Origin of the sequence: Salaquimonas pukyongi (assembly GCF_001953055.1) — a bacterium.
Lineage (GTDB): Bacteria > Pseudomonadota > Alphaproteobacteria > Rhizobiales > Rhizobiaceae > Salaquimonas > Salaquimonas pukyongi.
The window spans coordinates 597,762-610,411 of record NZ_CP019044.1; the positions used below are offsets into that span (position 1 = coordinate 597,762).

11 protein-coding genes are annotated in these 12,650 nt (G+C 59.0%); 2 read left to right on the forward strand and 9 right to left on the reverse strand.

All coding sequences use genetic code 11. The annotated features are described in order from the left end of the window. Positions 1-53 precede the first annotated feature (53 nt). Positions 54-938 carry an NAD(P)-dependent oxidoreductase gene (locus BVL55_RS02915; protein ID WP_075995655.1) on the forward strand — a complete coding sequence of 295 codons (885 nt, stop codon included), beginning with the start codon at positions 54-56 and terminating at the stop codon, positions 936-938. Between the two features lie 184 nt (positions 939-1,122). Here the strand turns inward: BVL55_RS02915 and BVL55_RS02920 are convergent, their stop codons facing one another. The 8 genes from BVL55_RS02920 to BVL55_RS02955 all read right to left on the reverse strand — a co-directional run bounded on the left by BVL55_RS02920 (position 1,123) and on the right by BVL55_RS02955 (position 10,776). Further along, entirely contained in the window at positions 1,123-2,613 is a 1,491-nt protein-coding gene (locus BVL55_RS02920; protein ID WP_075995656.1) for an inorganic phosphate transporter, read from the reverse strand. Between the two features lie 73 nt (positions 2,614-2,686). Then, positions 2,687-3,184 carry an NUDIX hydrolase gene (locus BVL55_RS02925; RefSeq protein ID WP_075995657.1) on the reverse strand — a complete coding sequence of 166 codons (498 nt, stop codon included), beginning with the start codon at positions 3,182-3,184 and terminating at the stop codon, positions 2,687-2,689. A gap of 164 nt (positions 3,185-3,348) precedes the next feature. Continuing rightward, positions 3,349-4,956, reverse strand: a complete 1,608-nt coding sequence (xseA, locus tag BVL55_RS02930) for an exodeoxyribonuclease VII large subunit (RefSeq protein ID WP_083649337.1) — start codon at positions 4,954-4,956, stop codon at positions 3,349-3,351. Between the two features lie 76 nt (positions 4,957-5,032). Next, positions 5,033-6,244, reverse strand: coding sequence for a pyridoxal-phosphate-dependent aminotransferase family protein (locus tag BVL55_RS02935; protein ID WP_075995658.1), 1,212 nt, complete (start codon positions 6,242-6,244; stop codon positions 5,033-5,035). A 114-nt stretch (positions 6,245-6,358) separates the two neighbouring features. Beyond that, positions 6,359-7,930, reverse strand: coding sequence for a hypothetical protein (locus tag BVL55_RS02940; RefSeq protein ID WP_083649338.1), 1,572 nt, complete (start codon positions 7,928-7,930; stop codon positions 6,359-6,361). After that, positions 7,927-8,691: an ABC transporter ATP-binding protein gene (locus BVL55_RS02945; protein WP_244530576.1), complete on the reverse strand. Its 765-nt coding sequence runs from the start codon at positions 8,689-8,691 to the stop codon at positions 7,927-7,929. The genes BVL55_RS02940 and BVL55_RS02945 overlap by 4 nt, the downstream gene beginning before the upstream one ends. A 34-nt stretch (positions 8,692-8,725) precedes the next feature. Continuing rightward, a complete protein-coding gene (locus BVL55_RS02950) occupies positions 8,726-9,700 on the reverse strand; it encodes an agmatinase (protein WP_075995659.1) in 975 nt (324 codons plus the stop codon). A gap of 116 nt (positions 9,701-9,816) precedes the next feature. Next, on the reverse strand, positions 9,817-10,776 hold the full coding sequence (locus tag BVL55_RS02955; protein WP_075995660.1) for a DUF937 domain-containing protein: 960 nt from the start codon (positions 10,774-10,776) through the stop codon (positions 9,817-9,819). A 90-nt stretch (positions 10,777-10,866) separates the two neighbouring features. Between BVL55_RS02955 and BVL55_RS02960 the strand changes: the two genes are divergently transcribed. Then, the gene (locus BVL55_RS02960) at positions 10,867-11,232 is read left to right on the forward strand and encodes a hypothetical protein (protein ID WP_156892393.1); all 366 of its coding nucleotides are present in this window, start codon (positions 10,867-10,869) and stop codon (positions 11,230-11,232) included. 15 nt (positions 11,233-11,247) lie between these two features. Here BVL55_RS02960 and BVL55_RS02965 read toward each other — a convergent pair whose 3' ends face one another. Next, a complete protein-coding gene (locus BVL55_RS02965; protein ID WP_075997843.1) occupies positions 11,248-12,621 on the reverse strand; it encodes a glutamate--cysteine ligase in 1,374 nt (457 codons plus the stop codon). Positions 12,622-12,650: the final 29 nt, after the last annotated feature.

Here is a 12,650-nt window from a genome sequence, read left to right on the forward strand (position 1 = left end):
TCAAAGCCTGAATTGTTCTAAACGGAAGCAAGTCGTGTTTTTTGGAGGAAGGTATGGCAAAGGTTGCGTTTCTCGGGCTGGGTGTCATGGGCTATCCCATGGCCGGTCACATCGCCAAGGCAGGCCACGATGTCACCGTCTACAACCGAACCGCCGCCAAGGCGGAAAAATGGGCAGGCGAATTTGGCGGCAAATCGGCATCCACGCCGAAAGAGGCGGCACGTGATTGTGAGTTCGTCTTTGCCTGTGTTGGCAATGACGATGACTTGCGGTCCGTCGTCACCGGACAGAGCGGGGCCCTTCATTCGATGCAGGCGGGGTCGGTCTTCATCGACAACACCACTGCCTCTGCGGTCGTGGCGCGTGAACTTGCCGAACGGGCTGGCGAAAAGGGCATCGGTTTTCTCGATGCTCCGGTTTCCGGCGGCCAGGCGGGCGCTGAAAACGGCGTTCTCACCGTGATGGTTGGCGGCGATGAAGCCGTCTTCAAAAAGGCCGAGCCGGTGATCGACTGCTATGCCCGCATGATTGGTCTTATGGGACCGGCAGGAAGCGGGCAGCTTGCCAAGATGGTCAACCAGATCTGCATTGCCGGTCTGGTGCAAGGCCTGTCCGAGGGCATTCATTTTGCTCAGAACGCAGGGCTTGATGTGGAAAAGCTGATCAGTGTGCTTTCCAGGGGGGCTGCCGGCTCCTGGCAGATGGAAAACCGCCACAAGACCATGAATGAAGGCCAGTATGAGCACGGCTTTGCGGTTGACTGGATGCGCAAGGATCTCGGCATATGTCTTGCCGAGGCTGACAGCAACGGCGCCAGCCTGCCGGTCACTGCGCTGGTCGACCAGTTCTACAAGGATGTCCAGAAAATGGGTGGCAATCGCTGGGACACCTCAAGCCTGCTGGCGCGGTTGAAAGCGATTAGAGCGTGTCCTGGTTAGATGGAATCGTTTGAACGCCGGTAACCGGGACTTCGGCAAGGCGCAAAAAGCGCAGCAGTGCAGGCACTGTCAGCGTTTTGCAACGCAGCCCGAAGGCCCGGGAACCAGGTTCAGGCGATTGCAGCTAATCAGGACACGCTCTAGCTGATTTGCCGAACTGTGGCCGGCCGCTTGGGCATGCCGATCAGACCAGCACGGTCGACAGCACGAAGTACATCACCGCCGAAAGCAGCGCGGCTGCGGGAACGGTGATGATCCATGCAGAAACGATGGTCATGAAATGGGAGCGGCGCACCAGTTTGCGCCGGGCAACTTCCTGCCTGTCACGGATTTCCCCGGTGTTCGGCTGATTGCGGCTTTCATGCGCCTTGACCCATGCCCGCCGCTTCTTGGAGTTCTCCGTGTACCATTCGCGGAAAAAGCCAACGCCAAACACCGCCCCCACGGCAATGTGGGTCGATGAAACCGGCAGTCCCAGCCAGGACGCAATAATCACCGTAATGGCCGCCGACAACGCAACGCAATAAGCACGCATGGGGTTGAGCCGGGTGATTTGTTCTCCCACCATCTTGATGAGTTTCGGGCCGAACAGCAGCAGGCCGAGGGAAATGCCGAGCGCCCCTACCACCATGACCCAAAGCGGGATGCTGACCTTGGGCGCCACATCGCCCAGTTCCACCGTATGAACAATGGCAGCAAGCGGTCCGACGGCGTTGGCGACGTCATTGGCGCCATGGGCAAAAGAGAGAAGAGCGGCCGAACACACCAGCGGGATCGCAAAGAGCCGCCGCACCGACTGATTGCGGTTTTCAAGGCCTTCAGCCTGTTTGGCGATCAACGGCCTTGTGCCTGCCCATGTGACAATGCCCGCCCCAAGACCAAGCAGCAATGCAGTCGTCAAATCAATCCTGATGACCTTCTTTACACCCTTGAGCGCCAGATAGCAGGTAAACGCGCCGGCCATGATGGCGATCAGCACGGGTACCCATCGCTTTGCTGCGGCGATCTTGTCCTCGCGGTAGATGATCATTTCCTTGATGAAAAACAGGAACAGCGCCGCGATGATGCCACCCAGCACGGGCGACACGATCCAGCTTGCCGCGATGCTGCTCATGGTCGGCCAGTTGACCGCGGAAAATCCGGCTGCCGCAATTCCTGCCCCCATCACGCCGCCAACGATGGAATGGGTCGTCGACACCGGCGCGCCGACCCAGGTCGCCAGATTGACCCACAATGCGGAGGAAACCAGGGCCGCCAGCATTGCCGCCAGGAAAACATTCTTGTCTGCCACCGCATCAACGTCGATGATGCCCTTGGAGATGGTGCCAACGACGTCACCGCCTGCGATCAATGCGCCGGCGCTTTCGAACACGGCTGCGATGATCAGCGCCGTTCCCATCGTCATGGCGTTGGAGCCGACCGCAGGTCCCACATTGTTGGCAACGTCATTGGCGCCGATATTGAGCGCCATATAGCCGCCAATGGCCGCCGCCGCGATAATCAGCCAGGCGCCAGTGGCGCCGGCAAAAAACGCCGTGGCAATAACCATGACAAGGATGATGAAAAGCAGCGCCAGTCCCGGTGCCGCATACCCGCGCGCCAGATTGCCGGCTGCTTCCTCGACATAGCTGATCTTGTCGAGATCCTTGTCGAGGGTCGGCTTCTTGGTATCCATGAATGCTCCGGCGGCGCTGTCAGCCTTTCCGGTAACAGACCTATTTTTCTGTATGCAAGGAGTTTGGCGGCCTCTAGGCAGCCATCAACAGGCTTTTGGCCTTTGGCGAAAGGAGAATATCACGCAAACCCTCATCGCCGCATAATTCGGCCGCTTGTTCAGGCGTGAGCCAGCGCTGCTTGCGTTCGCCACTTTCCGGAAAATCGCTGACCTGCTTGCTCACTTTCAGCGGAAAAACGGTAACGGCAGTGCGCACGGTAAAACCATTGCCGAGGCCCTTTTGCGAGCGGTATTCGCCAAGTGGCCGGTTCGCCACTTCGCCGATGATACCGGCTTCTTCATAGGCCTCAATGGTTGCCGTTTTCGCAGCAGAGCGTCTTGCGCCCGGCCAACCTTTGGGAAGGATCCAGCGTTTGGTATTGCGCGTTGTCACCAGCAGCACTTCCGTTTTCCCCTTGCGCCGGCGATAGCAAAGCGCTGCTACCTGCCTTCTCGGCGGGCGTTGAAGCAGCAGTGCCAGCGAGTTTGCAAGGTGCCTTAGGGGCGAAAAACTGATTGCAGTTGTGGTCATGGCTCGTGTCTGTAAGCGTTCCGTTTCGTAATTGTCGAGTAACAATGGTTAACAAATCGTTAAATTATCCGGTCTGCCTTGTACAAGACTGACCCTCTTTAAGAACAGTAAGATGTCAATAATGGGAATGGCAAAGGCGGAATTAAAGGGCTTGGCAGGAAAGATCAGAAAAGGTCCCCCTGTTTTGCCGTCTTTTCTTTTTTGCTTTTGGCCGCAGGCCTTCGTGCCACTTTTGCTTTGCTGGTGCCATCAAGACGCACCACATCGATCGCGCCATCGGCGAACGCCACCGAGTAGCCCGTTTTCGGTGCTGTCTGCGCACTGCGCGTTATTACTGCGCCCTTGCCGTCCCTGACCAGCGCAAAGCCGCGTTCCAGCGTTTTTTCGTGGCTGTAGGAGGAAAGCAGGCGTGCGGCCTGTTGAAGCCGGCCGGAGAAGCGCTCCATTCCAGCCCGCCGCTGGTTAGCCAGGGCATGTGAGGATTGATCGAACTTTCTTTTCGCCTCCCGCATCGGCACGTTGAGCAGCACCGGGTTGAGCCGAAGGCGCTGCAGTTGGGAGCGTTTTGCCTCAATCCGGCTGGTCTGTGCGCCAGCCAGCCGGGATGCCGCAAAGGCAAGTTTCTGGTGATTGTGGCGGATTGGCACGGAAAGCAGGGAAGGGCCGAGCCTGCCTGCGGTCCTTCCCAATTGCGCCGATTTTGCCTGCACGGCCGATACCAGGCCGCGGTCAAGCCGCAGGGCGATTGCATCGATGTGCTGGTTCTGCAAGGCGAACAGGCTGTCGGGCGAAGGCAGGCCCCGCGCTGCCGCCCGGAGTGCGGTTCGCCGGTTTTCCATGAACCTTGAAAGGGCAGAGCCCAGCCGCGCTGCGAGCGTGGCAAGGTGGGCTTCCAGTTCACCCTTGACCGGCACCACGAACTCCGCTGCGCCTGTGGGCGTTGGTGCACGTATATCGGCAGCCAGATCGATCAGTGTCCAATCGGTTTCATGGCCAACGGCGGAAACAAGCGGAATGGCGGATTTGGCCACCGCGCGCACAACCACCTCATCATTGAACCCCCACAGGTCTTCCACCGAGCCGCCACCGCGCGCAACAATGATGACGTCCGGCCGGGGCAGGGCAGAAGCCGGCTCCAGCACATTGAAGCCGTTGATGGCATTGGCAACTTCGGTGCCGGTGGTTTCTCCCTGAACGCGAACCGGCCACACAAGGACATGCAGGGGAAAACGATCGGATATCCGGTGCAGGATATCGCGGATCACTGCACCGGTAGGCGAGGTAATGACTCCCACGACCAGGGGAAGATAGGGCAGGGGCTTCTTGCGCGCCTCGGCGAACAGGCCTTCGGCTTCGAGCTTTTTCTTGCGCTCTTCCAGCAATGCCATCAATGCGCCGGCACCTGCCGGTTCAATCTGGTCGATGACGATCTGATATTTCGATGAGCCGGGATAGGTCGTCAGTTTGCCGGTTGCGACAACTTCCATGCCTTCTTCCGGCCGGTGCTTTAACCGGCCGGCGACGCCCCGCCAGATGACCGCTTCAATACGTGCCTTGTCGTCCTTGAGCGCAAAATACATGTGGCCGGAAGAGTGGGGCCCGCGATAACCGGCGATCTCCCCGCGAATGCGCACCCTTCCAAACGTATCTTCAACCAGCCGTTTGAGCTGGCCGGAGATTTGCGAAACCGAAAATTCGGTGACGTTGGAGGTTCCTCCCGAACCTTCGGGCTTGGAAAGGATTTCACCGGTTTCAGGATCAATGCGGGTCATGGTTTTTGCGCGGTAAGTAGGATTCGGCCCACGATCCTACCAGATCACCGGATGGACGAAAGCCTCACAGGACCGCTTATTCCTTTGCGGTAGTATTCGCTGCCATCACCTTTGCCGCTGCTTCCAGGGCGCCGTCGCCATGGTCAATGCCGAGTGCTTTCAACGCGGTATCGATCGCACCGATCACACCGAAGGTCATGGGAATGTTCTGGTGTCCCATATGGCCGATGCGAAAACGGCGGTTGTAGCCGGCTGAACCCGGCGTGCCAAAACCAAGTCCGATGCCAAGGGTGATGCCGGCTTCCTTCTCCGTCCATTTGCGCAATCGTGCGGCATCCTCCGGCGCAGTCTCGATGGTCGAAACCGCACAGCTTCGTTTTTGCCGGTCGGCAATATTATGGCATATCTTGCCACCGGCACCCCAGGCATCCACCGCTGCCCAATAGGCTTGCGCCAGGGTTTCGTGCCGATTCCAGACGTTTTCCAGGCCTTCTTCATGCACGATCATGTCAAGCGCAGCGCGCAGTCCGTACAGATGCTGGGTCGGCGCCGTTCCCCCGAATTGCTGATAGTAGATCTCCGGGTTGGCGCGCGGATGCCAATCCCAGTAGAGGCCGGGCCGCGCACGGCCGCGTGCGGCTGCGGCCTTTTCGTTGAAGAACAAAAAAGCGATGCCCGCAGGCGTCATCAATCCTTTCTGGCAGGCGGCCACGGTCACATCGACACCCCATTGGTCCATCTCGTAGCGGTCGCAGCCGAGCGAAGCGATGCAATCGACCATGAACAGCGCATCATGGCCGGCAGTGTCGATCGCCTGGCGAAGTGCCGGAATATCGTTGCGCACGGAGGAAGCGGTGTCCGTTTGAACCACCAGCACAGCCTTGTAACGTTTTTCGGTATCCGCCTGTAACGCTTCCTCGAGTTTTGCCGGATCGGCTTGACCCTGCATGCCGAAATCAATCCGCGTGCAATCGATACCCAGGCTCTCGGCCAGATCGGCCCAGCCGTCCGCAAACCGTCCGGTTGCAAGCACGAGAATGCCATCGCCTTCAACAAGCGTATTGCGCAGCGCCGCTTCCCAGGCGCCGTGGCCATTGGAAATATAGATGGCAGCGCTGTGGGCGGTGCGGGCAACCGCCTTGAGATCGGGATAAAGGCTGGCAGTAAGATCGATAAGCTCGCCTTCATAAATATTGGGCGAGGGGCGGTGCATGGCGGCAAGCACCCGATCGGGAATGACAGACGGGCCGGGAATGGCCAGTTGTTCCCTTCCGTGGTTCAAAGACATGATATTCCGTCAGATTGGTTCGCGCAGAAAAGTGCTGTCCTGACCCTAACAGGTTTGAGAACCCATCGGCAGTCAAAAAAATTGAAGCAGCAAGATGCGCCCCATTTGCCGGGATCAGGAAGCCAGCCTTTGCGAATAGGCCTTGCGGGCGGTGAAGGTCTGGCGTGCCGGGCTGATCCACCAGGTGAATGCAAGGCCGCACAGCACCAGGCCCGCAACGGCAGCCGCAGCCGGGGAACCGGCAATCCACAGGCCGCCAACACCGGCCCACAATATGGAAGAGAACGCCTCGCTGAAGGTTGCGAGCCGGGAAGACGTCTGGCGCCGGCGGAAGCTGCTGCGCTTTGCCTGACTGCGGAACCAGAGCTGGATCACCGTGGCGCAAACCACCGAGGCGCTGATGCAGACAAGGCCGATCAATGCTGCCTTGGGTGCCAGCAGGGCGGTTGCCAGCAGCAGCGGCGCCACGACGATGGCCACGCTTGAAAAAACCGCTTCCACCTTTGCCCGGACAATCTTGCCTGCAGCCACCGGTGCGGTCGTCACCAGTTCCGGCGCGTCTTCTCCCGATATGGCCAGCCAGGCAAGACCGCCTGCAAGCTGGCCTGACGCCATGATGATGACCGGAACCACAACCACCATGGCGGAATGATCCTCGCCATAATTGTTCCAGAGCATGAAGGCGGGCGGAACAAGGTATAAAAGCTGCATCAGCGTTTGTGAAATCAGCCATTTGTCGCGCAACAGCAGTTTCCATTCCTTGCGCCGCAACACGGCTGCCGCACCCGCACTGTCGAATGAAGCCCGGTCATGGCGTTTGTTGCCGGTGCTCTTATCGATTGACGCTGCCTTCAGGACAATATGGCCGTACTGGCCGGCAGTGGCAGCCAGCGTCAGCGCAAACAGCAGGATGGCGCCGACACAGACGGCAAGCGCAGCGCCCAAATCGCCCATCGCGCCCAATGCGGGAAGATAGATGAAATGCCCTGCTGCCGGCGCAGCATTAAGCACGGCTTCCGATTGAAGAAAGGCAAGCCGCGAGATCGATCCGATCGAGGCAATTGCCAATAATTGCACACCGATGACGAAACCGGCACCAACGACTGCTGCCACGATCTGGGCAATCAGCCGGGTTCGCTTTGGCCCCAGCACGGTGAACATTCCCATGGTCAGCACAATGGCGGCGCTGGTAGCGCCCATGCCGAGCGAGAAAATAACGGGATAGGCAACAAGCCAGGCCGGACTGTCGGTGAGCGCCAGGATGTTGATAACCGGCATTGAAACGACCAGCGTCAGCCCGCTGGTTGAAAGCGCGATCGCCAGCATGCGCACGAAGAACAGTTTTCGCGAAGGCGCGGGTGAAGCCAGGATCAGTTCAAGATCCGAGCGGTTGTAAAAGGCACGTGTGATCGATTCCATCGCCTGCGAAGCCATCAGCGACAAAGGCAGCAGCAGAAAGCCGCTGACCATGACCAGCGTCGGCAGATCGGGCGGGATTTTTTCAATGCCGATCCCCTTCAAGGCAGCCCAGGCAAGAAAATGCAGGGCCAGAAGGATCGCTCCGCCGATTGCGGCTATGCGCTTGCCACGGCCCGGTTTGTTGGCCGACAGCATGGCATAAAGATCGCGCCAGGAAATGCGCAATTCATGCAACGCAAACCAGAGCGTGGAGTTGGCCGCCATCATGCGGCGTGCTCTTGGGTGGCCTGTTCATGGCCGCTTTGAGCAACAACCTTCAGGAATATGTCTTCCAGGCTCTCATGACCGCCATTTGCCTTGCGAAGTTCATCCAGCGTGCCCTCGCAGACCAGTTGTCCGCGGGCAATAACGCCGATGCGCTGCGCCATGCGTTCAGCCACTTCCAGGATGTGGGTGGTCAGGATTACCGTGCAGCCTTCCTCGACCCGGCGCAGCAGCACATCCTTGACCAGACGGGCAGAACCCGCATCAAGCCCGGTCAGGGGTTCATCGAGAATGATCAGCCGGGGTTCATGGATGAGCGCACCGGCAAGCGCCACCTTCTGCCGCATGCCTTTGGAAAACCCTTCGCAGCGTTCATGGGCATGGGGCGAAAGCTGAAGCACATCGAGAATCTGATGCGCACTCTCCTGTGCCTTGTCGCCCGGAACATCCCACAGGCCGGCGACGAATTCGAGATATTCAAGCGGTGTCAACCGGTCATAGATCATCGGTTCGTCGGGCACCCAGGCGGTAACTTGTTTTGCACCGAGCGGGTCGTTCAGCATGTCGTGACCAAAGACCGATATCCGCCCGGCGTCGGGAACCAGCAGGCCCGCGGCCATTTTGAGCGTTGTCGTCTTGCCCGCACCGTTGGGGCCAAGAAGCGCATAGAACTCGCCCGGCCGGATCGTGAGCGACAAATCGCGGACTGCAGGCTTGTCGAATGTCTTGCTGAGTTCGGAAATAACAAGGGCAGGCGGGTTCATTGATGGCTCCATGGTCATAAGGCTAAAGGCGTGTTCAGCCGGCATTGCGGCCTGCTCGGGATACAGCCATCACGCAAAGCAGTTCGAACAGTATGGAAGCGGCGAGATAGGCGGTGTTGCCGCTTTGGTCGAAAGGGGGAGAAACCTCCACCAGATCGGCCCCTGCGAAGTTGAGGCCATCGAGATGGCGCACGACTTCGATTGCCTGAAAGGAATTGGGACCGCCGATCTCCGGTGTCCCGGTGCCGGGGGCAAAGGTCGGGTCGACAAAATCGATGTCATAGGAGACATAGGTCGGTCCATCCCCGGCAATTGCGCGCGCTTCCTGCATGACATCATCGACACCCCGCTTGAAGAACTCCTCGATTGCGATGACACGAATGCCAACACTGTCGGCGAAATCCCGGTCTTCGCTGTCATAGGCGGTTCCGCGTATGCCAATCATGCAAACGCGTTTGGGATCGAGCAGCCCTTCCTCCACTGCCCGGCGGAACGGCGTACCGTGGGTATATTGGAAGCCGCCGAAATAGGATTTAAACAGATCGGTATGGCTGTCGAAATGGATCATGCCAAGCGGATTGCCACGCCCAAGAGAACGCAGGATGGGGAGCGTGCAAAGATGATCGCCGCCCACCGTCAACGGCAGGATTTCAGCTTGTCTGATGTGGTCATAATAGCTGGTAAAGCGCTCAAGGCTGTCCTCGACGCTGGCCGGGTTAGGGCCGACATCGCCCAGATCTGCGCAATTGACCAGTTCATACGGGCGAATACCGGTATGGCCGTTCTGCGCCCGGATCATGGTTGACTGGTCACGGATTTGCCTTGGGCCGTGGCGCGGGCCAGGCCGGTTGGTGGTGCCGCCGTCCCAGGGTGCGCCGATCAACCCGATATCGACATTCGACAGATCTTTTGATGCTGGATCGACTTGCGGCAGGCGCATGAAAGTCGGAACGCCCGCAAAGCGCGGCAGATCGAGGCCTGAAACCGGCTGAAACCGTTTGTCCACCATGTTCGTTTTCCCGTCATTGCAATGATGCTGCAATTGTAGGAAAGCCGGGTTTCAGTCAGGTAAACGAGGTTGTTACAATCTTGTGGCCGGTTCGGGCGCCGGTTTTGCCGAGCTCGCTACTTCCTGGGAAGAAACTCATCGAAAATGGATTCGATGTCCTTTTCATATTTCGGAGAGCTTCCGCTTGGCGGCTTGAACAGGTCGCCGAAAAGGTCTTCAAGCCCTGTGCCTTCGGGATAGCCCTGGCGCTGCCGGCTATCCTGCGTTGCAGGCTCATCGTGCTCGTGCCCTGCCTCGGGCCCGGTTTGCGGTGCCTCATAAGGATCGCTGTCACCAGCTTCGCGATAGGGTGACCGTCCGCCGGGGCCTTGCTTCAGCATGTCGTTGAAAATATCCCCCAGATTGTCGCCTGAGTTTCCTGACGGAGCACCGCGGCCGCCGTCCGGGCTGCGCCGGCCTGTCATCTGTTCCAGAATCTCCTCAAGCGGGTTGCGTCCACCCGGAGAGCGCGGTTGCGCACCACCGCCGGTTTTTCCACCCAGCATGCCGTTGCGCATCATCTGTTCGAGAATTTGGCCGAGAATGCCACCACCGCCAAAGGCGTTTGCAGGCTGTGAACTTGCCTGCATCCTGCTTTGTTGTGCGCCCGTCATCTGCTGGGTCAGGCCGCCCATGATCAAGGGCGCAAGTGCCGGCAGCATTTGTTTCAGAATACTTTGGGAAAGGCCGCTTGCCGCTTCCGCCTGCCTGGCCACGGCCCGGCTGACCTCCTTGCCACCAAAAAGATGACCGAGAATGGCGTTTCCTTCTTCAAGGCCGGATTGTGAAAAAGCTTCTGCAGGGTTTTGCGTGTAGCGGGTGTGATTGCCGGTGGCGAGCGCCTGCATGAACCCGGCAAATCCCTGGGGAGAACTGACATTCCGCCGCAAGCCCTGGGCAAAGGCAGGCATAAGCGCTTCAATGGCTTGTTGTGCTTGCTGCTGTTGAATGCCGAACTGTCCGGACATCTGCTCGGCGAGCGAAGCCTGCCCCTGCGCTTTTTGCATCTGATTGAGCATGTCGAAAAGCGGATTCATCAAACCCCTCCCTTGCGGTTCCAGCTTAAGGCCGCATTAACCATACTGGACTAGCGTGAGCGTTGAAACTGATCACAACGGATTACGTAAGTGCTTGAAACCGCAATAACAAGAAGTGGGGCGGAATTGGGCTCGCCGAAGGCGGCATCGAAACGGCGGGAAGCAACAGCTGCGACGTCGAAGCGTGCCGACAACCGGCGCTCCAACCGGCTTGCCTGGCTGGTCGTGGAAGGCCAAGGCCAGCGTTTCCACGCCGCCATGCGAGACTATGCCGAAGATGGCGCCCGCCTGACCGTTTCCGGCCTGATGGGAATACCGGACCGGTTTTTCCTGTATGTCGAGCCGGACAGCATTCGCTACGATTGCCATGTCCTGGAGCGGCGGGGAAACACCGTTCGGGTATCGTTCACCGCACGGGCCGACAATGTGCGCTTTCGGGACGACCGCAGATCATAGGCCGGTTAGCGTCCGTCAGTAGGCCATCTCCTCGAAAACCCGGTCGATATCGCCTTCCCAGGGGCCGCGATACATCCATAGCAGGTTTTCTGCGGAGGTGCGTCTTGCTGCGACCACCTCCTCCAGCGGCACCAGGAACAAGCGTTCGTCAAGGCCCTCGCTGTTGAGGTAGCCGCGGCGCTCAAGCCCGCCCCTGGCAATCTTCAGAATACGTCTTCCTGCTTCCAGCATGCTGGTATCGCAGATTTCAGCATCCAGCCCTTTTTCCGGAACGCTGTTCCGCAGGGTCCCTACTTCTTCGGCTGTCCAGTCACGCACATAGTCTTCTGCCTCGTTAAGAGCCTGGGTGTCATACAGCAGTCCTGCCCACAGAGCGGGCAGGGCGCAGATACGCCGCCACGGGCCGCCGTCAGCGCCGCGCATTTCCAGAAACCGCTTCAGCCGGACATCGGGAAAAAGCGTGCTGACATGATTGGACCAGTCGCCCATGGTTGGCACAACGCCCGGCAGTTCCCCGGATGCCTTGCCCTCAAAAAAGTCGCGGAACGTCATATGCGTCATGTCGACATAGCCGCCGTCGCGAATGATGAAGTACATCGGAATGTCGAGGCACCAGTTGACGTATTCCTCGAAACCGAAGGCTGGATCAAGCATTTGCGGCTGATAGCCGCCGCGTTGATTGTCCACGTCCCGCCACACCCCGGCCCGCCAGGAAAGTTCGCCATTGGGGACGCCATTGGTGAACGGGGAATTGGCAAACAGCGCGGTTGCCAGCGGCTGCAATTTCAGGGAGACCTGCAGTTTGCGCCGCATGTCCGTTTCGTCACTGAAATCGAGATTGGCCTGGATCGTGGCAGTCCGGTACATCATGTCGAGCCCCCGGCTGCCGACTTTCGGCATATAGGCCGACATGATCTTGTAGCGGCTTTTGGGCATTCGCGGCGTTTCCTCGAACGTCCATACCGGGCTTGAACCAAGCCCCAGAAATCCCATGCCCAGTTCCTTGCCGACCGACTTGATGGCGCGCAGGTGCTGATTGGATTCCCGGCAGGTTTCGTGCACGTTTTCGAGCGGCGCGCCGGAGAGTTCGAACTGCCCTCCCGGTTCTATCGATATGGCACCTTCGCCATCGCCGCCCGCCAGGCCGATAATCCTGCCCTCATCGGTAATCGGCTCCCAGCCAAGCTCGGCCTGCATGCTCTTCAAGAGTGCTTCGATACCGCGATCGCCCTCATAGGGAACCGGCGCATGACTGTCGGTATAAAAGGCGAATTTCTCATGCTCGGTACCGATGCGCCAATCGGCTTCCGGCTTGCATCCGCTGGTGAACCATTCGAGCATTTGCCCGAAATCTTCCAGAGGTCTGTCATCAACGGTATCGCGTGCCATGGGAATGACCTTCACGTGATGTCTGTGTT

Excerpts from the sequence above, each read along its gene's own strand:
- BVL55_RS02935 (WP_075995658.1), bottom strand. The coding sequence starts at position 6,244 with ATGTCTTTGAACCACGGAAGGGAACAACTGGCCATTCCCGGCCCGTCT.
- BVL55_RS02915 (WP_075995655.1), top strand. The coding sequence starts at position 54 with ATGGCAAAGGTTGCGTTTCTCGGGCTGGGTGTCATGGGCTATCCCATG.
- BVL55_RS02925 (WP_075995657.1), bottom strand. The coding sequence starts at position 3,184 with ATGACCACAACTGCAATCAGTTTTTCGCCCCTAAGGCACCTTGCAAAC.
- BVL55_RS02965 (WP_075997843.1), bottom strand. The coding sequence starts at position 12,621 with ATGGCACGCGATACCGTTGATGACAGACCTCTGGAAGATTTCGGGCAA.
- BVL55_RS02950 (WP_075995659.1), bottom strand. The coding sequence starts at position 9,700 with ATGGTGGACAAACGGTTTCAGCCGGTTTCAGGCCTCGATCTGCCGCGC.
- xseA (WP_083649337.1), bottom strand. The coding sequence starts at position 4,956 with ATGACCCGCATTGATCCTGAAACCGGTGAAATCCTTTCCAAGCCCGAA.
- BVL55_RS02920 (WP_075995656.1), bottom strand. The coding sequence starts at position 2,613 with ATGGATACCAAGAAGCCGACCCTCGACAAGGATCTCGACAAGATCAGC.
- BVL55_RS02945 (WP_244530576.1), bottom strand. The coding sequence starts at position 8,691 with ATGAACCCGCCTGCCCTTGTTATTTCCGAACTCAGCAAGACATTCGAC.
- BVL55_RS02940 (WP_083649338.1), bottom strand. The coding sequence starts at position 7,930 with ATGATGGCGGCCAACTCCACGCTCTGGTTTGCGTTGCATGAATTGCGC.
- BVL55_RS02955 (WP_075995660.1), bottom strand. The coding sequence starts at position 10,776 with ATGAATCCGCTTTTCGACATGCTCAATCAGATGCAAAAAGCGCAGGGG.